18 protein-coding genes are annotated in these 19,849 nt (G+C 58.3%); 4 read left to right on the top strand and 14 right to left on the bottom strand.

Translation table 11 applies throughout. The annotated features are described in order from the left end of the window. The 8 genes from ACOVRA_RS14170 to ACOVRA_RS14135 all read right to left on the bottom strand — a co-directional run. Positions 1–1,138: ATP-dependent metallopeptidase FtsH/Yme1/Tma family protein (locus ACOVRA_RS14170; protein WP_421720861.1), on the bottom strand; the 1,138-nt coding region annotated here is incomplete at its 3' end. Positions 1,139–1,271: 133 nt separating this feature from the next. Next, entirely contained in the window at positions 1,272–2,411 is a 1,140-nt protein-coding gene (gene tilS, locus ACOVRA_RS14165) for a tRNA lysidine(34) synthetase TilS (protein WP_421720860.1), read from the bottom strand. Continuing rightward, positions 2,396–3,298, bottom strand: a complete 903-nt coding sequence (locus ACOVRA_RS14160; protein ID WP_421720859.1) for a hypothetical protein — start codon at positions 3,296–3,298, stop codon at positions 2,396–2,398. The genes tilS and ACOVRA_RS14160 overlap by 16 nt, the downstream gene beginning before the upstream one ends. 2 nt (positions 3,299–3,300) lie before the next feature. Continuing rightward, positions 3,301–3,945, bottom strand: a complete 645-nt coding sequence (locus tag ACOVRA_RS14155) for an OmpA family protein (protein ID WP_421720858.1) — start codon at positions 3,943–3,945, stop codon at positions 3,301–3,303. Positions 3,946–4,009: 64 nt separating this feature from the next. After that, positions 4,010–5,332 (bottom strand): Tol-Pal system beta propeller repeat protein TolB, encoded by a 1,323-nt coding sequence (tolB, locus tag ACOVRA_RS14150; protein ID WP_421720857.1) that lies wholly within the window; start codon positions 5,330–5,332, stop codon positions 4,010–4,012. A gap of 75 nt (positions 5,333–5,407) precedes the next feature. Further along, positions 5,408–6,337: a cell envelope integrity protein TolA gene (locus ACOVRA_RS14145; RefSeq protein ID WP_421720856.1), complete on the bottom strand. Its 930-nt coding sequence runs from the start codon at positions 6,335–6,337 to the stop codon at positions 5,408–5,410. Between the two features lie 16 nt (positions 6,338–6,353). Next, positions 6,354–6,794 carry an ExbD/TolR family protein gene (locus tag ACOVRA_RS14140; RefSeq protein WP_290807576.1) on the bottom strand — a complete coding sequence of 147 codons (441 nt, stop codon included), beginning with the start codon at positions 6,792–6,794 and terminating at the stop codon, positions 6,354–6,356. A gap of 1 nt (position 6,795) precedes the next feature. Next, complete coding sequence (locus ACOVRA_RS14135; protein ID WP_290807578.1) at positions 6,796–7,488, bottom strand: MotA/TolQ/ExbB proton channel family protein; 693 nt, start codon at positions 7,486–7,488, stop codon at positions 6,796–6,798. 385 nt (positions 7,489–7,873) lie between these two features. On the opposite strand from ACOVRA_RS14135, the gene rpmB reads away from it, so the two are divergent. Both rpmB and prfA read left to right on the top strand, forming a co-directional pair. Further along, entirely contained in the window at positions 7,874–8,170 is a 297-nt protein-coding gene (gene rpmB / locus ACOVRA_RS14130; RefSeq protein ID WP_290807580.1) for a 50S ribosomal protein L28, read from the top strand. 171 nt (positions 8,171–8,341) lie between these two features. Continuing rightward, complete coding sequence (gene prfA / locus ACOVRA_RS14125) at positions 8,342–9,415, top strand: peptide chain release factor 1 (protein ID WP_298230122.1); 1,074 nt, start codon at positions 8,342–8,344, stop codon at positions 9,413–9,415. Here prfA and ACOVRA_RS14120 read toward each other — a convergent pair. Then, complete coding sequence (locus ACOVRA_RS14120; protein WP_421720855.1) at positions 9,412–10,080, bottom strand: redoxin domain-containing protein; 669 nt, start codon at positions 10,078–10,080, stop codon at positions 9,412–9,414. The two genes, prfA and ACOVRA_RS14120, sit on opposite strands and share 4 nt — an antisense overlap. 11 nt (positions 10,081–10,091) lie before the next feature. Then, entirely contained in the window at positions 10,092–12,194 is a 2,103-nt protein-coding gene (locus tag ACOVRA_RS14115) for a protein-disulfide reductase DsbD family protein (RefSeq protein ID WP_421720854.1), read from the bottom strand. Positions 12,195–12,380: 186 nt separating this feature from the next. On the opposite strand from ACOVRA_RS14115, the gene ACOVRA_RS14110 reads away from it, so the two are divergent. Continuing rightward, entirely contained in the window at positions 12,381–12,842 is a 462-nt protein-coding gene (locus ACOVRA_RS14110) for a MaoC family dehydratase (protein WP_298230119.1), read from the top strand. On the opposite strand, the gene dnaJ is transcribed toward ACOVRA_RS14110, so the two are convergent. Together dnaJ and dnaK are read right to left on the bottom strand one after the other, a co-directional pair. Then, positions 12,843–13,985 (bottom strand): molecular chaperone DnaJ, encoded by a 1,143-nt coding sequence (dnaJ, locus tag ACOVRA_RS14105; protein WP_421720853.1) that lies wholly within the window; start codon positions 13,983–13,985, stop codon positions 12,843–12,845. Between the two features lie 194 nt (positions 13,986–14,179). Further along, positions 14,180–16,078: a molecular chaperone DnaK gene (gene dnaK / locus ACOVRA_RS14100; protein WP_290808583.1), complete on the bottom strand. Its 1,899-nt coding sequence runs from the start codon at positions 16,076–16,078 to the stop codon at positions 14,180–14,182. 158 nt (positions 16,079–16,236) lie between these two features. Between dnaK and ACOVRA_RS14095 the strand changes: the two genes are divergently transcribed. Beyond that, positions 16,237–16,848: an alpha-ketoglutarate-dependent dioxygenase AlkB family protein gene (locus ACOVRA_RS14095; RefSeq protein ID WP_421720852.1), complete on the top strand. Its 612-nt coding sequence runs from the start codon at positions 16,237–16,239 to the stop codon at positions 16,846–16,848. Here the strand turns inward: ACOVRA_RS14095 and zapE are convergent. Beyond that, positions 16,845–17,984, bottom strand: coding sequence for a cell division protein ZapE (gene zapE / locus ACOVRA_RS14090; protein WP_421720851.1), 1,140 nt, complete (start codon positions 17,982–17,984; stop codon positions 16,845–16,847). The genes ACOVRA_RS14095 and zapE overlap by 4 nt on opposite strands. A 181-nt stretch (positions 17,985–18,165) precedes the next feature. Further along, positions 18,166–19,659: a CoA-acylating methylmalonate-semialdehyde dehydrogenase gene (locus tag ACOVRA_RS14085; RefSeq protein WP_421720850.1), complete on the bottom strand. Its 1,494-nt coding sequence runs from the start codon at positions 19,657–19,659 to the stop codon at positions 18,166–18,168. Between the last annotated feature and the right edge of the window lie 190 nt (positions 19,660–19,849).

Genomic DNA, 19,849 nt, shown 5'->3' with positions numbered 1-19,849 from the left:
CACGGCGGGCAGCCAGAAGGGCAGCTTCATTGACGAGGTTCATCAAGTCAGCACCGGAGAAGCCGGGGCAACCGCGCGCGATGGTCTTCGCGTCGACATCCGACGACAAAGGCACATTGCGCATGTGAACTTTCAAGACCTTCTCACGACCCGAGATGTCTGGCAGGCCGACGGTGACTTGACGGTCAAAACGGCCAGGACGCAACAAAGCTGGGTCCAATACGTCGGGGCGGTTGGTCGCGGCAATGATGATGATGCCTTCATTGGCTTCAAAACCATCCATCTCGACCAGAAGCTGGTTCAATGTCTGCTCACGCTCATCATTGCCGCCGCCAAGACCGGCACCACGATGGCGACCGACCGCGTCGATTTCGTCGATGAAGATGATGCAAGGCGCATTCTTCTTGGCTTGCTCGAACATGTCGCGTACCCGACTTGCGCCGACGCCCACAAACATTTCCACAAAGTCAGAACCTGAAATGGTGAAGAAAGGCACATTGGCTTCGCCGGCAACCGCACGTGCGGTTAGGGTTTTACCGGTACCTGGCGGGCCAACCAACAGCGCGCCTTTAGGGATTTTACCGCCCAAGCGCTGGAACTTCGATGGGTCTTTCAAGAAATCGACGACTTCTTGCAATTCCTCACGCGCTTCATCAATGCCGGCGACATCGTCAAAGGTCACTTTGTTCTTGTTTTCGGTCAAAAGCTTCGCCTTGGACTTACCAAAGCCCATCGCGCCGCCTTTGCCGCCGCCGCCAGACATCTGGCGCATCAGGAAAAACCACAGGCCCACCATGATCAGCAATGGCAACAAGTTCGCGATCAACGCGCTCAAGAAAGGCGTGCGTGGCACAGATTCCGCGCGAATTTCGACATTGGCCTTCTCTAGCCGTGACACGAAATCGGTCGCTTGAGACGGGACCATGGCGACAAAGGTTTTGTCGTCTTGTAAGCGGCCACGTGCTTGGTCGCCAATGATGGTGACTTCCTTGACCCGCCCATTGTCCACTTCGGTCAATAGGGTCGAATAGGCCATCGTCGTCATCGAGGCAGATGGGGAGGGACGGTTCATTAAGGTGAACACTGTCACCAGTGCCAAAGCCAAAAATCCCCAGATTGCAAGATCGCGCAGCTTCATCGTTATCTCTTTCTGAAATCACCACCCCTTATGGGGGATGATCGATCACCCTGCCCCATTTTTTGGGAGGGGGTGAGTCTAACATAGTCGTTCAATCCAATCATGTAAGCCCGTCATCTGCGCGAATTCGCTTTTATTGGGTTACAAATTCGTGTGGTTGACGTGAAACGGCAAAAAGTCGTGCCCATAGGCTCTGTGCTGTTGGTCTCAGGCAGGCGATTTGTCCGCGCCTAGGCGGGGCGGGCATCAGCAAAAGTGCGTCACCTTTTCGCGCGACAACAACGCCGCCAAGGGTTCTGCGTTGGGTTGGGTTTGCGAGGAGGCCGGCGCGCAAACGGCCCAGTTTGTCGGCCTCTGGCGGGTGGTCAGCTTGGGTGAGGCTATAGATCAACCAGCCTAAGGCACGTTCGGCGAACACAGGCTCTGCAGCCAAAAAAGTAGCGGCATCTAAATGCCACCCTGCCGGCGATGGGGATAGGGTAGAGCGCTTGAGAAGGTCTAATGTGGCTTGCTCTTGTGCTTTTCGTAGCGCGTCGGCTGTGGCCGCGAGGCGGATGAAACGTTCGAGATCTACCTCTTGTGCGGCCATCTCACCCACCAGTTTGCGGGTACGGATTCGGGCAAAGTCTAGATTTTGATTGCTCTCATCTTCCAGCCAACCTTGCCCTTCTCGCAATAGCCAAGCACGCAATTCGGCGCGTTTCAGCCCCAAAAGGGGTCGTCCCAGCAGGTTTGGGGCCTCAAGCGGGGCAAAGGGATTGATGGCGAGTTCTGCGATACCAGCCAAACCGTCCAAACCAGATTGCCGCGCGAGGCGCCAACAGATCGTCTCAACTTGGTCGTCCCACGTATGGCCAATAAGGATCAGTTTGGTCCCTACGCGTCTGGCGACAGATGCCAAAGCTTGATAGCGGGCTTGGCGTGCCCAAGCTTGCAGGCCGCCCTGTGCGGGTCGATCATCTAGCCGAACGACTTCGCCGGGAAGGCCAAGTGCGCGCGCCCACGCAATGGCTTGGGCGGCTTCATCGGCTGAACCTGGCCGTAAGCCGTGATCAATCGAAACGGCATGAACAGATGCACCAGAGGCCTTGGCCCATAGGCTTGCCATCCGGCACAAAGCCATGCTGTCACCACCGCCGGACACGGCGATCAGCAGAGGCGACCCAAAGTCCTGTCGCCAGCGGTCGAGCTTTGCGAAAATGTCTGGAAGTGCCTGACCGATTGGGCTAGAGGCGGGGTATTCCGCGCCCTTGCCCGCTAGGTGGTCGGGCATGGCGATCGCGCCGCTTCAGCGTCTGCCCGCGCCTTCAGCGTTGCATCCGGATTGGGCGTCCGGCGCTTGTATTCGCCAAGCGCGGAGCATCGCATCTTGGTATTGCCCAACTGACCAAAGGCCCCTGCCAAGCGCACCAAGGATTCCGAGGCGCGTCGCCCTTGCGGGGCCGCATCCAAATAGCTCAGATAGGCTTCTGCAGCTGGGCCCCAAGCAGACTGAACATAACGCGCTTCCCCCAGCAGCCAGCGGCCTTCAATGCCTTCTGGCGCGGTTGGAAAATTGGTGACGAGCATGTTCAGATTGGTCTCAGCCGTTAGATAATCCCCGCGTTGGAGCGCTAGTTGCGCCGCGTTGAATAAGGCTTCTGCCCCCGGTGGCGGGGCAGGGGCAGGCGGCGCTTCACCGACCAAGGCCTGCACCTCTTGCGGAGCGGCAGGGCTACTTTCTACGGTCGATACTTCGGCCACACGCGCAGAACTCTCACTGATCGCGGCCTTGTTCGCGCGCTCGGCCTCTAATTCTTGAACCAATTGCTTATGGACTGTCTGCTGCTTGGCAAGCTCTGCTTCCAGAACCTCAATCCGCCCCGTCAACTCGGCGGCTTGGCGCTCCACTTGTTCGAGGCGGATGATCAGGCGGGCCGAAATGGGTTCGGCAGAGATTGGCGGCACCGCAACAGGCGTTGGACCGGCCGGTTTAGCAGCAGGCACGGGCGGGTTTGCGCCGCGTGCCTGCGCCAGAGCAGGTTCTGCATGCAGCATCAAGCCTGCCCCTATGATCACCACGCTTAAGCACACCCCAGCCCATAGACGGCGCTGCGCCGTCTTGCCGGGGAAGGTTGCCAGTTGGCCTAAGATCGGAGGGGCGACTTGAGCGGTGGCCATGATTAATCCAGCAACATGGTTTGCGCGTTCCGGTTCACAGCCCAGCCTTCAGCGCTTGGCCGCTCATCAATGGGGCGCTCCTTGCCGTAAGAAACGGTCTCGATCCGGTCTGTATCAACACCCAGGCCAGCCAAGAAGTCGCGCGCGGCACTGGCCCGGCGTGCACCCAGGGCCAAATTATACTCACGCGTCCCGCGCTCATCGCAATTGCCAGCGATCAAGACGCGCTTGCCGGGATTGGCTTTGATCCAAGCTGCCTGACGGGTCAGGATAGAGCGGGCTTCATCGGTCAAATCAAAACGGTCGGTTGGGAAGAAGATGCGCTCACCGGCTTCAGCCAAAGAGGCATAAGGCGAAAGGCTTTCAGCGGAATTCGAAGTCTCAGATTGGCCCGACGTATCGGCCATAGTCGCCGGTGCCAGAGGGGCAGAGGCCACAGGCGCACTGGCAACGGGTGCGGTTGGCGCCATCGTCGACGCCGCTTCTGAATTCGACGCAGCAATTGGGGCAGTGGTTTCAGCAACAGGCGGCTTTGCAGTTTTGGTGCTGGCGCAACCAACCAAGGCCAAGCTGGAGACCAGCAACAAGGAGAGCGAACGGACTTTGAAGCTTGGGGCTTTTGGGGGCAGGCTTTGGGAAGGGGTCATAATAGGCTCCTAAGTGAAGGGGTGTTTCCAAAAGGTGGGATTGAACGCGACAAGACTAAAACGCTTAAGGCAGGGTTGCGGACCAGCCCGGGTCTGAACCCGGCGCGGACCAAGGGGATTTACGCAGATTGGTGCCAGAGACATCGACCGTCCACAAGCTTGGTGATTGACCGGGGCCTCCTTCACGCTGGAACATGATGACGCGGCCATTGGGTGACCAAGTCGGGCCTTCAACCAAATAGGCTTCTGCCAATATCTTCAAGTTCGACCCATCGGCTGCCATCACGCCAATCTGAAATTGCCCGCCCAATTGGCGCGTGAAGGCAATCAAATCGCCCTTGGGTGACCAAACGGCGGTCGAGTAACGGCCTTCGCCAAAGGTCAGGCGGCGAGCGCCCGATCCATCGGCATTCATGCCATAGATTTGTGTGCCGCCACCGCGATCTGAGGTAAAGATGATCTGGCTGCCGTCTGGCGACATATCGGGCGAGGTGTCGATAGCGGGATTGCGGGTCAGTTGCGTCAGTTTGCCCGTCCGCAAGCTTTTGATGAACACATCCACATCGCCGTCGCGGTCCGCGCTGAAAATGATGGACTGGCCGTCCGGGGTAAATCGGGGCGCAAACGCCATATTGCCTGGAATGGCCACAGCCTCTTTCCGCCCGGTCTCAATATCGACAACCCAGAGTTTGATGCCGCGGTCTGTCAAAGCTGAATAGACGATTTGTTGACCCTGTGCGTTGAAGCGCGGGTTGAGAACTTGCTCGGTGCCATCGGTCAGATAGCTGGGATTGGCACCATCCTGATCCATGACGGCAAGGCGTTTGACGCGATTGGTTCGGCTGCCGCTTTCGGCAACAAACACAACCCGGCTATCGAAATAGCCAACTTCACCGGTCAAGCGCCGATAGATGGCATCAGAAACCTTGTGCGCGATCCGGCGCCAATTCTCGTCGGTGGTCGCAAATTCCAGCCCCAACATCTGGCTTTCGCCATAGACGTCCCATAAGCGAAACTCGACCCGCAACCGGCCTGCATTCACGCCACCACGCCCAACAACCAAAGCTTCGGTCTTGGTGATCCGCCAATCGGCAAAGCGGGGCGCGACGTTTACATCCATATCGCGCTGCAAGAAGGAGTCTGGATTCTGGACTTGAAACAGGCCCGAGCGCGCAAGATTGTCGCGCACAGCGCCAGCGATAGAGCTACCGTGTGGCCCTGAGAAATCTGCAATCGCTATCGGCATCGGCCGCCGATGCCCCTCGGTCACGCTGACATTCAATTGCGCGAATGCCGGGGTCAGACAAGCCAGAGCAAGCAAAATCCCCGTCAGCGCCGCACGGATTGCGCGGGTCAGGGTCGGAAACAAGAGAAGGCGTGGTGTCATTATCGTTTTCTTGACCCTAGAAGATGAATATTTTGCGGCAAGGTAGGACAAATTTTCGTTATAGACAGCTTTACATCAAGGCCGATCAGCCTTGCGGGCGTCAAAGTCAAAATTCACTAAGCGCCATTGGGTAAAACGATCAGCAGGCAAGGAAAACGGCGCGCATTGCTGGACAGCACGCACCGCGTCCTCAATGGCAACCAAAAGCTTATCATCGGCCCCCGCTTTCGTGGACGGGCGAATTAACTTCGGATCCGACGCTAAACTTCCATCTGGCTTCAATTCGATTTGGAGACGGACGACCAACCGGGGCGATGTATCCGCTGGCCGTCGCCAACATTGGTAAATCTGTGCCCGCAGGGCGCTTTCAAGATCGCCAGCGAGGATGGTGCCGCCACCGGCACGACCCTGCTTGGCGGACTGACCTGTGGCGGCGAGCTTTGGTGCACTTCGGCCACCAGAATCTGCTTGGCTCGCTGCTCTGCTGGCGGCGGCGAAGTCAAATTGAAGATCAGGGGTCGGCTTGGCGGGTGCCTTGGTCTTAGCTGGCAGGCTGGGCGCAGGTCGGTTGGGTAAGGCCTTTTGCGGACTGGTCTTTGTGGGTGCTGGCGGTGGGGTAGCGGCTTTCTGCGCGCTCGCGGGGGCTGGCTTGGGTGGTGGTGCCTGTTGGATTGGTTGTGGTGCAGGTGCCGGAGGGGCCACGGGTGTCGGCTCTGGCGCTGGCGCGGCATCAGACACCGGGGCCTCCGCCACCGTCAACGGGCTCGTCTCTTCCCCAGTTCGCACCGTCTCTGCCGCGGTTTCCGGTCCGATCGCGCTGGGTGTGTCGGCGACAATGGCAACGGGGATGACATCTTCGGGTGTGAAGGCGGGCGGGCTCTGCCACAGTACAAGGCCCAGCGCGATAATCCCTGCATGCACCACAGCCGACACGGCGACACCCGGCCCAAACGGACTGGGCTCTTGCCACTTCAGACTGGCGATATGGGGGTCACTGGCGCGCATGCGCTCGGGGCCTATCCTATTGCTCGACCGTATCGGTCACCAATCCCAGATTGCGATAGCCAGCAGAATTCACCCGCGCCATGACTTGCATCACAATACCATACGGGGCTTTTTCCGCAGCGCGAATAAAGATTCTGCGATCATAGCCTTCGCCAGCCAAAGCCGTCAGGCGTGGCAGCAATTGATCATAAGCCACCACTTCATTCTGCAAATAGACTTGGCCATTAGCGAGAATGGTCACCGTCAGCGGTTCTTGTTCGCTGGGCAGGCTCTTGGCCTCCGTCTTAGGCAGATCTACCGGCACGCCTACGGTCAATAAGGGGGCCGCGACCATGAAGATGATCAACAGCACCAGCATCACGTCGACAAAGGGCGTGACGTTGATCTCGCCCATCAGACGGCGGCTACGTCGGCCGCGTTTACCGGCTCCGCGCCGAGATCCAATCCCGATCGCCATATTAGTTCGGGTCCTGCAAGCGGCGGGAAACCCGTGCGATCACATCGTCACTCAACGCGTCCAAGCGGGTGGCAAACCGGTCTAGGCTCCCTGCGAGCCAATTGTAGAAAATGACAGCTGGGATAGCCGCCAACAGACCCAGTGCCGTGGCAAACAGGGCCTCTGCAATACCTGGAGCCACAACTGCCAAATTCGTATCGCGCGATTGGGCAATGCCCCGGAAGGCATTCATGATCCCCCAGACTGTGCCGAACAGTCCGACGAAGGGCGCGGACGATCCGATGGTCGCCAGAACGGCTAGACCACGCTCAGCGCGCGCCATTTCTCGTGCAGTCGCGGCCTGCATCACCCGTTCCATCCGCTCAATCGCGCGGCCAAGGCCAACTTCTGTTTGATTGGGAATGCGGCGGGCGAGGCGGGCTTCGGCCATACCCACGGCGACAACCCGTGCCATCGCGTCACCTGGCTTAGCGCTTTCTTCGATGGCATCGATGCCACGACCCTCAGCCAAAGCGGCCTCCACAATGCGGGCGCCGGCTTCCAGCTTGCGGATCTGCAGCCATTTGTCGATCGCAACAGCCCAAGACCAGACCGAGGCCAAGGCCAATCCGATCATCACCGCCTTAACGATCCAATCGGCTTTGAGGAACAAATCGAGGAAGGAAAAGCTTGTTACTGTGGCTACCGCGTCCATGCACGCCTCACTAATGGGTTCAATGGTCAGCTCTGTTCGCGCGAACAGAAATTAGGAACGAAACTGTTAGAATCGACACCTAGTTAAGGAATACGGCCTCAGTGCGGCGATAAAGTTAATATCTGATGAGAAAGCGGCAAAAAGCGGTCGCTTGCGGTCAGAGGGCACAGCTGCCACGCTCAACATCGGTTTGGCAGTTTGAAACCGCCCTTTGTCTTGACTTTATCTTCACAAACCCGTATCCGCGCCCCTCTTCTGGCTGGTCCAATCCTGTCCCGGCCCACGATGGTGTGGGCTGAGGGTTCTGGACAAGGCAGAAATCACGAATTCGCCGATGAACACTCTTATTCGAGGGTGACAAGGCTTTAGCAAGAGAGAAATCGCCATGTCGCGCCGTTGCGAATTGACTGGAACTGGACCTATGGTTGGCCACATCGTCAGCCACTCCAACATTAAGACCAAGCGTCGCTATTTGCCAAACCTGCAAGACGTCACCTTGGCGTCGGATGCTTTGGGCCGCGCTTTCAAGCTGCGCATCACCATGGCAGCTCTGCGCTCGGTCGATCATAACGGTGGCCTCGATGGCTTCATCGTGAAGATCGATGAGACCAAGATGTCGGATCGTGCGCGCAAGATTCGCCGCGACATCAAAGCAAAGCTGGCTGAAACCGCTGCTGCCTAAATTTGGTGTTGGGCCTTGGGTGTCCACCGCCCAAGCCTCACAGCCTTCAAAGCGCGACCTTTCGGGGTCGCGTTTTTCGTTTGAGCCACGCATGGGTGCGGCCACTAGCGCCGCGCTTGTGTGTCCATCCCTCGACCGACCCTCCCATGTCATGCTAACCGCCGCGGTCTCATGCGCCTGACCCAAGATCGCCTTTTTCGTGTTCTCGACCGCTTTGACGAGATTGATGCCCGTTTGTCTGTTTGTTCAGACGGGGGTGAGATCATGCGCCTGTCGAAAGAGCGTTCCAGCCTCGCCCCGGTTGCCGATGCGATCCGTTCGCTGGAAAAAGCGCGCGCCGAACGCGTTGAGCTTGAGCAAATGATCCTCGATCTGCCCAATAACGACGAAATGGCGCAGATGGCCCAGGCCGAGCTGGAGATCCTGCGCGAGTCTATTCCGACGATGGAGCAGGGTCTGCAAATCCTGCTCTTGCCCAAGGATGCCGATGACGAGGCTGACGTCATCTTGGAAGTGCGCGCTGGAACCGGTGGCGATGAAGCGGCCCTGTTCGCAGGTGACTTATTTCGCATGTATCAGCGCTATGCCGCCACGCGTGGCTGGCGGGTGGAAGTTGAAAGCGTCTCAGACGGCGAAATGGGCGGCTATAAGGAAATCATCGCCTCGGTTTCGGGCGAAGGGGCCTTTGGTCGCATGAAGTTTGAAAGCGGCGTGCACCGCGTCCAGCGTGTCCCTGTCACCGAAGCGGGTGGTCGTATCCACACGTCGGCTGCAACCGTCGCAGTGCTGCCCGCCCGCGAAGATGTGGAAATTGAAATCCACGAAAAAGACATTCGCATCGACACCTATCGCTCGTCCGGGGCTGGTGGTCAGCACGTCAACAAGACCGATTCCGCCGTGCGTCTCACCCACATCCCCAGCGGGATCGTGGTAACCTCGTCGGAAAAATCCCAACACCAAAACCGCGCCAATGCGATGCGAACCTTGAAGGCGCGCCTCTATGAGCAACAGCGCGCCGCTCTCGCGGCAGAGCGCTCTGCCAGCCGTCAAAGCCAAGTCGGCTCAGGCGATCGGTCTGAGCGCATCCGCACCTATAATTTCCCGCAAGGCCGCGTGACGGATCACCGCATCAATTTGACGCTCTATAAGCTCGATACGCTTTTAGAAGGCAGCGGCCTAGAAGAAATGGTCGAGGCTTTGATCGCCGATGATACCGCCCGTCGTTTGGCGGAAGCCGACGACTAACTTCCCGAATATTTAATCGAACATCCATAGGCCGCAGTGGCGCGGATGGCCGGGGCTTGTTTGCTTTTGACTGCCGTAATCGCCTCGCGCACATAATTGCGGGGCACAGCGCCTGCGGGCAGGACGGCGCGGGGTTGGTCGTCAATTGCACCGGCATAGGCGATATGGCCCGTCTCATCGATCACAAACATATGCGGGGTAGTGCGTGCGCCAAAGGCCCGTCCGACCACGCCTGTTGGGTCCAGCACTTTGGCGGTGGGTTTGGCGCCTTTTTCGGCGGTGAAATAGTCGGCACCGCGAGCGTCCTGATAGCCTTGCTTGCCGGGGGCTGAGGAGAAAATCGTCAACCACACGACACCATCTTTAAGCGCTGCAGCCTGCACCGCCTGCATGGCACCACTGCCATAATGGCGGGCGACATAGGGGCATTCAAAATTGGTCCATTCCAGCACGACAATTTTGCCGCGATAGGCGCTTAAATTAAACTTACGCCCATTGGTATCCTGCATAGAAATGCTAGGGGCCATGGCACCGGGTACTGGCGGCACGCCCTTGGTCTTGGGGTGAGAATTGGGCTCGGTTGGAGAATAGATGCCGCCCGCGCGACTATCGAGCCAAGTGAAGCTCGCCAGAGCCAATGCGGCTGTCAGCCAAACAAATCTCATCGGCTCTCCTCCTAGTTCAGGGCAGTTTTGACGACCTCAGCGCTCAATAATTGCGGCAGGATCTGGGGTTCGGCCACGCCCGGCTTATAGACCAGATAGAGGGGTACACCCACGCGCCCGTGGCTTGCCAGCGCTTTGGCGATCACATCATCGCGACTGGTCCAGTCCGCCACCAGATAGACCGCTTTGTCGCCATTTAAGGCCGAGCGCACCGCAGGGTCCGCAAAGACGGTGACTTCATTGACCTTGCAGGTCACACACCAGTCGGCAGTGAAATTGACAAAGACGGTCTTGCCCTCTTGTTGCAGCGCTTCGACGCGGGCGGGCGTCCAAGGCTCACCACCAAAGCTGGAGGAGGCGGCTTCTGTGGCTTTTGCCGGGGCTTGGGTGACATAGGTTCCCGCCCCAACCAAGCCCGCAGTCAAGACTATTAAGGCGACGGAGCGCCCTTTATGGCCCGGCCAAGTCCGCCAAATCCAAACGGCAAAGCCTGCAGCCAAGACGCCACCGAGAGCTGCCAAAACGCCCGCTTGACCGACTTGCGCGCTGCTGACCCAGATCAACCAAATGGCCGTTGCAAACATGGGGAAGGACAAAGCTTCCCGTAGTCGGCTCATCCAAGGTCCAGGTCTTGGCAAAGCGCGCATCAGGCCGGGCATAAAGGTCAGCGCGACAAAAGGTGCCGCAAAGCCTAAGCCCAAGGCTGCAAACACACTCAAGGCCCCAATCGGGGGCTGGGTTGCGGCAAAGCCCAAGGCCACGCCCATGAAGGGGGCGGTGCAGGGGGCCGCGACCACCACGGCCAAGACGCCGGTAAAGAACGAGCCTGCATGTCCACCTTTGCTGGCAAGGCCAGCGCCGGCACCTTGCAGAGAGGTGCCGATCTCATAAAAGCCCAACAGATTGAAGCCGATCAGAACCATCAAAACCGAAAGGCCAACGATGATGGCGGGTGACTGCAACTGAAAGCCCCACCCAACGGCCATGCCAGCGGCCTGTAGCCCAATCAGCAGCCCTGCAAGCCCCAGAAAACAGGCCAAGACTCCAAACCCGTACCACAGGCCGTGGGTGCGCGCTTCGGCTTTATCCCCGTGCGAGGCTTCCAATAGGCCCAAGGCCTTCATGGATAGGATCGGGAAGACGCATGGCATGAGGTTCAAAATCAGGCCACCTAAGAAGGCGAACAACAGCGCTTGCATCAGGCCAACATCGGTCCCGCCGGCTGGCTTTGATCCCGCAACGGCCGCCATGGGGGCGGCTGCGATCAGTTCCGCACTGAGGCTATAGGCTTTGGCATCCTTGCCATCGCCAATCACCAAAACACCCCCAAACGGGCCGACAAAGGGGTCTGGCAAGGATTTGGACTTCACAAGGTTCAAGCCAAAGCCATCCTTGCCACGCACGAATTCTTGTGGCGCGGCAAAATCAACCAGCGCACCGAGTTTCAGTTCATGGGGAAAGAAATAGGCTTTGCCGTTTGCGGGTACGCCCGTGACCACCAATTGCAGGCCACCAGCGCCCAGATCGGTCAAATGGGCTTTGCCCGGCAAGGGCTTGGGCAGAGACGCGAGCGCGGCTTGGATGGCCGAGGCATCGCCACTGTCGCGCTTTGTGGCTTCAACGGGCAGAGTGATCGCTACGCTGCCCTCGCCAGGAATGCAGACATCGGCGCATTCAAGCCAGGTGGCATCGATTTTGAGCGAGATGCTGGTGCCGGGCTTGGCGGAGGCCGGAACCTGCACTTCCACCGGCAGAACAACGGATTTTGAGAAGCCGTAATTGACCAATGGGCCAAAGGGGATGGCGGTGGGGGCGGGCCATTTGATCTCGCCTGCTTTGACGCCGTCGGGCAAAGTCCAGTTCAAATAAGTTGGCTCGCCAGAATCGCCGGGATTGCGCCAATAGGTATGCCAGTCCGGCGCAATCTTTTGCCGGATGGCAACGTGGAAGACGTCACCGGCTTGAACGGCTGCCCGCTCGCTGATCAGCGTGATCTCGACATTTTGCGAGCTGGCGCTGATGCCAATTGGCGTTGAGATCCCAGCGGGGACTTGCGCCTGCGCGAAGCCAACCCACGAGAACAAGAGCCAGAGAGCCAAGAGCGCGCGTTTCATGCATAAAGTCCTTTTCCACCGTTACTTAGCGTCCTTCGGGGTGCTGGCCAATGGTGCGGGTCTGGGTCGCGCAGAAAAACACTGTGATGACGGAAACTAGGGCTGGAAAAACCAAGCGAAATAAACCACCGTTGGACCTTCGGGTCTGAACCCCTTTAGGGGGCCGAAAACGGAAAGGACTTCTGCGTGAGCATTTTGCCGAGACAACCGGGTTGGTGGTTTGAGGATATCATCGTCGGGCGAACCTATGATTTCGGCGCGGCCTTGGTAAGCGCAGAGGATATTAGCTTATTTCACGAGCGTTTTGCGCCGAATTTGCCTTTGAAGACCAGCGAAAAGGGTCGCGAAGGGGCCGGGCCGCGCGCCGCAGAAAGCCATGTCTATGCCCTCTGGCGGCGGATGCTGTGGGAAGAGACTCGTGAATGGCCCGTGTTACAGCGCTTGGGCCAAGATGCGCTGCGCTATTATAAGGCGGTCTATGCCGGCGAAGAATTATCCGTTCGCCTGACCTTTTTGGCGACAGAAGACCGCAATGACCGCGAAGGCGTGCTGACGGCCAGCCATGAAGTGCAAGATCAGGACGGCCTATTGGTCATGAGCGTTATGACCCGCACCCTGATGGCAAAGCGGCCACCTAAAGCGGACTGATCACTCCGTCCCGGTCACTTTGTCCCAAAAGCCCTTGGCTTTATCAAAAAAGCCTGTGTGTTCTGGGTGGCTCTTTTCGCCGCACTCGCCAGCAAACTCGCGCAAGAGTTCTTTTTGACGCGCCGATAGGCTGCGTGGGGTTTCGACGAAGAGTTCGACATGCATGTCACCACGCAGGGCCGACTTCAACGTCGTCATGCCATGATGGCGTAAGCGGATGCGACGGCCGGTTTGGCTGCCTTCTGGGATATCAAGCTCAGCCTTGCCGCCATCAATCGTCGGTACTTCGATCTTGCCGCCCAAGGCCGCCGTCGTCATGGTGACCGGGATGCGGCAATAGAGCGTGGGGCCATCGCGCTCAAACAACTCATGCTTTTTGACGGATAGGAAGACATAGAGGTCGCCCCTTGGGCCGCCGCGTGCACCCAATTCGCCTTCACCCGTTAAGCGCACCCGCGTGCCATCTTCAACACCAGCAGGGATCGCGACCGACAAGGTGCGCTCGACTTGCTTGGTGCCATGGCCATGGCAGGACTTACAGGGCTTTTTGATGATGGTGCCGCGCCCATGACAGGTGGGGCAGGTCCGTTGCATCATGAAGAAGCCTTGTTGAGCGCGCACTTGGCCCGTGCCGCTACAGGTCGGGCAGACCTCTGGGCGCGTGCCAGGTTCTGCGCCAGAGCCGTCGCACACATCGCAGACTTGATTGGTAGGGATGTTAAGCTCAGCATCCTTGCCGCGGAAAGATTCTTCAAGCGTGATTTCAAAATCATAGCGCAAGTCAGCGCCACGCGCCGGGCCCGCGCGTTGTTGCGTGCGCCGACCGCCAAACACTTCACCAAAAATGTCGCCAAAGACGGATTCGAAAATGTCGCCAGCATCGCCTTGGAAGCCGCCACCGCCACCGCCGCCCATACCGCCATTGAGGCCGGCCTTACCATACCGATCATAGACCGCCCGCTTTTGTGGGTCCGACAGCGCCGCGTAGGCCTCATTAATGTCTTTGAATTTTGCCTCAGCCTCGGCATTGCCGGGGTTTTTGTCGGGGTGCCATTGCATGGCCTTCTTGCGGTAGGCGCTTTTCAGCACTGCCTCGTCCGCATCACGGGCCACGCCCAGAAGATCATAATAATCGTCGCTCATAAGATCCCCGAAATAGAGCTGGATTGTTGACTAGAGGTCGCTTTGTGTGCGCTCTGCGTGTGGACCACGGGCATCAGCGAACACGTTAGGCTTGGTGGGAAAGCGGGAGAGGCAGTGCGTCCGTCAACCAAGGCCCGAAGCGAACCCCCTTGAGAACGAGCCTTCAGGGCCCATCCGCAAGGGGGTTGTTTCGATTACTTCTTGTCGTCGGTGACGTCTTCGAAGTCTGCGTCGACAACGCCGTCGTCGCCTGCATCTTTTTTGGCATCGGCTTCCGCCGCACCGGCTTGCTGCTCAGCATACATGGCTTCACCAATTTTCATGGCGGCCTGCATCAAAGCTTGGGTCTTGGCTTGGATGTCTTCGACATCTTCACCCAAAGCCGCTTCTTTGGTCGCAGCAACAGCTGCTTCAATCGCTTCGCGATCAGCGACTTCCAGCTTGGTGCCGAATTCGCTCAATTGCTTTTCAACCATATGGACCGAGCTTTCAGCGCCATTCTTGGCTTCCACCAAGTCGCGCTTCTTCTTGTCGGCGTCGGCATTGGCTTCAGCGTCCTTGATCATTTGATCAATATCGGCATCGGACAGACCACCATTGGCCTGAATGCGGATCGATTGCTCTTTGTTGGTCGCCTTGTCCTTGGCCGAGACCGACACGATGCCGTTGGCGTCGATATCGAAGGTCACTTCGATTTGCGGCACGCCGCTTGGTGCAGGTGGGATGCCGACGAGATCGAACTGGCCGAGCGACTTATTATCTGCTGCCATGTCGCGTTCGCCTTGGAACACGCGGATGGTCACAGCCGACTGGTTGTCGTCAGCGGTGGAGAAGACTTGGCTCTTCTTGGTTGGGATGGTGGTGTTGCGCTCGATCAAGCGGGTGAAGATGCCACCCTTTGTTTCGATGCCCAAGGACAATGGCGTCACGTCCAGCAACAACACGTCCTTGACGTCGCCTTGCAACACACCAGCTTGGATTGCCGCACCCAAAGCCACCACTTCATCCGGGTTCACACCCTTGTGTGGCTCTTTGCCGAAGAATTGCTTCACGGCCTCTTGCACCTTTGGCATGCGGGTCATGCCACCTACAAGCACGACTTCATCAATGTCTGCCGCCGTCAGGCCAGCGTCTTTCAACGCGGCTTTGCACGGATCAATCGTGCGCGAAACCAGATCATCGACCAAAGCTTCCAGCTTCGAGCGGGTCAGCTTCAGGTTCAAGTGAAGTGGGCCGGTTGCGTCCATGGTGATGAACGGCAGGTTCACTTCATATTGAGCGGTGGTCGACAGCTCTTTCTTTGCCTTTTCGGCTTCTTCCTTCAGACGTTGCAGCGCCAATTTGTCATTGCGCAGGTCGACGCCTTTTTCCTTTTTGAATTCGTCAGCCAGATAGTCGACGATGCGCATGTCGAAATCTTCCCCGCCGAGGAAGGTGTCGCCATTGGTCGAGCGCACTTCAAACACGCCGTCGCCGATTTCCAGCACGGACACGTCGAACGTACCACCGCCCAAGTCGTAAACGGCGATGGTGCGGTTGCCGCCCTTATCCATCCCGTAAGCCAAAGCCGCAGCGGTTGGCTCGTTGATGATGCGCAGCACTTCAAGGCCAGCAATCTTGCCCGCATCCTTGGTGGCTTGGCGCTGGGCGTCGTTGAAATAAGCAGGCACGGTGATGACGGCTTGGGTCACGGTCTCGCCCAAATAGGCTTCTGCCGTTTCCTTCATCTTGGTTAGGATCATGGCCGAGATTTCAGAAGGGCTGTAATCCTTGTCGCGGCCGGTGACATAAGCGTCGCCGCTGGGGCCTTTGGTGATTTTATAAGGAACCAGATTGATATCCTTCTTGACCATCGGATCGTCAAACGTGCGGCCGACAAGGCGCTTGATGGCGAAGAAGGTTTGTTCTGGGTTGGTGACGGCTTGACGGCGAGCAGGTTGGCCGATCAGGCGCTCCCCATCAGCAGCAAAGGCGACGACCGACGGCGTGGTGCGCGCACCTTCAGAGTTTTCAATCACTTTGGCCGATTTGCCGTCCATGATGGCTACGCAGGAATTGGTGGTCCCGAGGTCGATACCGATGACTTTGCTCATGTTCTTCAAGTCCCTTAAAAGCGGACACCGATCTTTTTGTCCCCCATGCGGAAGCCCAAAAGAACGGCTATGTTGTTTTGCCAGTAAAATGCCCGTGAAGGGCGCTGAGGCTCATATGGTGTCGCTCTGTTGGACCGCAAGGCTAGAAGGTGAAATGCGTGCGCAACCAATTGCATTCGGGTTTTGACTTCTATCCCGCCTATCTGGATCGGGCGGCCCAAGAAGCGCTATTGGCGACCTTGGCACCCTTGATTGAGGCTGCGCCTTTCTATCGTCCAAGCATGCCGAAAACAGGAAAGCCCTTCAGTGTTGAGATGACTAACTTAGGTCCGCTCGGTTGGGTGTCGGACCGCGATGGCGGCTATCGCTATCAAGCCACTCATCCCGTCACGGGCCAAGCCTGGCCAGCTATTCCGCAGGTTCTTCTCGATTTGTGGCAGGCGGTAGCCAATTACCCACTTCTGCCGCAAGCCTGCCTCGTCAATCTCTATCGCGACGGGGCCAAAATGGGCTTGCATGTGGATGGGGATGAGCGGGATCGTGCCGCCCCTGTCGTGTCCATCTCTTTAGGCGACAGTGCAATCTTTCGTCTCGGCGGGCCAGCACGTGGTGGGCCGACATCGTCCTTAAAGTTGACTTCAGGCGATGTGGTTGTTTTGGGTGGAGCGTCGCGGCACTTCTATCACGGCATTGACCGTGTGCTGTCGGGTTCTTCGACTTTGGTGCCGGGCGGTGGACGGATCAATTTGACGATGCACGTGGTGGGTTAGGGGTCTAGAGGCTCATCCCCACCTCGCTCTGCCGCGAGATACTCGCGCGAACGCATTTCGTAGAGGCGCGAAGCGGTGCGCTCAAATTCAAAGGCTTGGTCGCCTGTGCCATAGAGGCGATCGGGTTCGGCCTCGGCACTCATGATCAGCTTGGTTTTATTCTCATAGAGCGCATCGATCAGGGTGCGGAAGCGGGCGGCTTCGTTGCGCTTTTCAGGCCCCATGATCGGCACGCCGTCCAGCATCAGCGTCTCAAACCGTTTGGCGAGTGCCAAATAATCGCTGGCCCCGAGGGCTGCCACGCACAAATCCTCAAAACTCATCCGAGCGCACCCGGCAGCGGCGCGGGCAATTTTTAGCTCTCGGCCCGAGACCACCAGCGAGGTCGGGCGGGGTTGGGCTCCTTGGGTGAGGGCCGCCCACGCTTGATCCATGGCGGCAAAGGCGCGGCCATCGAGTGGACTATGATAGACGGGCTGGCTTTCGAGGCGCGCCAAGCGATAGTCACGCTGGCCGTCCAAGGCGTGCAACTCCAGTTTTTCTTCCAACATGGCGATGAAGGGCAAGAAGAGTTGCCGGTTGATGCCATTTTTGTAGAGGTCGCGCGGGTGGCGGTTCGACGTGGCGACTACCACGACTTGGCGCATCCACAATTGTTCAAACAAGCGGCCAAGAATCATGGCGTCGGCAATGTCAGTCACTTGAAATTCGTCAAAGCACAATAGCCAAGCCTCATTGGCGATGGCCTTGGCGACTGGCGGGATGGGATCGTCGCCGGCACCTTTGACGAAATGGGCTTGTTGTTTGCGCTCTGCCGCGCTCATCGCGCGCCAGGCATTCACCCCCGCATGAACCTCGGCCATGAACTCATGAAAGTGCACCCGCCGTTTCTTCTCAACGGGTGCGACCTCAAAGAAGAGGTCCATCAGCATACTTTTGCCGCGCCCCACGCCACCATAGAGATAAATGCCTTCAGGCGCAGGTTCAGGCCTGCCAAACAGGAACCGCGCTTTACCGGGCCGCCAGTCCGTCAGGCGGTTTTGCAAGACGCCCAACAGTTCGACGGCCGCCGCTTGCGCGGGGTCGAACTTGATTAGGCCTTGCTCGGCCTTTTGGCGGTAGAGGGTGGTGATCATGGGGACGGTGGAACTCGTTTACCTCCCCTCGCCCCCTTGGGGGAGAGGGGACGGGGGTGAGGGGGGTGATTTAGCAGCCATATGCTCGCAGCATGAGTGTGGGCCGCATAGACCCCCTCACCCCAACCCCTCTCCCCCAAGAGGGGCGAGGGGCTTTGTCTGCGCGCGCCGTCCCCCACCCTCATTTCATCGTCGGGATGACAAACTCAGCCGCGCCCGCGCCTTCTGGCCAGCGGGCGGTGACGGTTTTGACCTTGGTGAAGAAGCGCACGCCTTCGCTACCATGCTGATTGGCGTCGCCAAAGGCCGACCGCTTCCAGCCGCCAAAGCTGTGATAGGCCAAGGGCACGGGGATCGGCACATTGATGCCCACCATGCCCACTTCAACGCGACTGGCGAATTCGCGCGCGGCGCGGCCATTGCGGGTATAGATGGCGGTGCCATTGCCATATTGGTGCGCGTTGGGCAGGGCAATTGCGCTTTCAAAATCTTCGGCGCGCGCGATCTGCAAGACAGGCCCGAAGATTTCGGTCTTATAGCTATCCATATGTGGCTTGACCTGATCGATCAGCGAGCCACCGAGGTAGAAGCCGCTCTCATAGCCTTGGAACGAGACTTTCCGACCATCGACGACCAGCTTTGCACCTTCCTCCACCGACTTATCGATCCAGCGGATGACATTTTGGCGGTGTTCGTGGCTGATCAGCGGGCCATAGTCGACCTCGGGATCGAGGCTTGGGCCAACTTTTAGCGCTTCAACGCGGGGCTTTAGGCGTTCAATCAAGGCGTCTGCCACTTTGTCGGTCACGGGCACCGCGACGGAGATCGCCATGCAGCGCTCTCCCGCACTGCCATAGCCTGCGCCAATAAGATCGTTCGTGACTTGGTCGAGGTCAGCGTCGGGCATGATGATGGCATGGTTCTTCGCCCCGCCCATCGCTTGAACGCGCTTTCCATAGGTCGCGCCCTTGGCATAAATATATTCGGCCACCGCCGACGAGCCGACAAAGCTGACGGCCTTCACATCGGGGTGCTCAAGGATCGCATCCACCACCGCTTTGTCGCCATTGACGACTTGGAAAATGCCATCTGGCAGACCCGCTTCTTGGAGAAGCTCGCCCAAGCGCATCGGCACCGAAGGGTCCTTTTCGCTGGGCTTACAGATAAAGGCATTGCCGCAGGCAATAGCCACACCAAACATCCACATCGGGATCATGGCGGGGAAGTTGAAGGGGGTGATACCTGCCACCACGCCCAAGGGCTGGCGCATGGAATACATGTCAATGCCGGGACCTGCACCTTCGGTAAATTCGCCCTTCAGCAAATGCGGGATGCCACAGGCAAATTCGATCACTTCAAGGCCGCGTTGAATGTCGCCTTTGGCGTCTGGGATCGTCTTGCCATGTTCGGAGGATAATAGGCGCGCCAAATCCTCCATGTCGCGTTCCAAGAGGGCCTTAAACGCAAACATGACACGCGCCCGCTTTTGCGGATTGGTGGCGGCCCAAGCAGGCTGGGCCTTTTTAGCGCCTGCCACCGCTTCAGCCAGAAACTCCGCCGATGCCAGTTCGACGAGCGCCTGAACCTTGCCAGTTGAAGGGTCATACACATTGTGGAAGCGACCCGTATTTGCCGCTTTTGATTGCCCGTCGATGAAATGATGGATTTCGCGCATGGTACTGCCCCTTGTCTTGCGATAGCCTTAGCCTGTGATGCGGCAGAGATAAACCGCACCACTTCAGCGCAGGTCAGGCGGCAAGGCGGCGCTGCCGCGCAATGGTTAACAAATCAAGGATCACGAAGCTTTGATTTGGGCAGCGGGGGAGTTGACTGGCGTTGTCTTTCGTCTAAATTTTCCTTAACTT

Origin of the sequence: Aquidulcibacter sp., assembly GCF_049239865.1 — a bacterium.
Classification (GTDB): domain Bacteria; phylum Pseudomonadota; class Alphaproteobacteria; order Caulobacterales; family Aquidulcibacteraceae; genus Aquidulcibacter.
The sequence above is the reverse complement of the archived record's forward strand: the minus strand, read 5'-3'. Positions and strand labels throughout refer to the sequence as shown.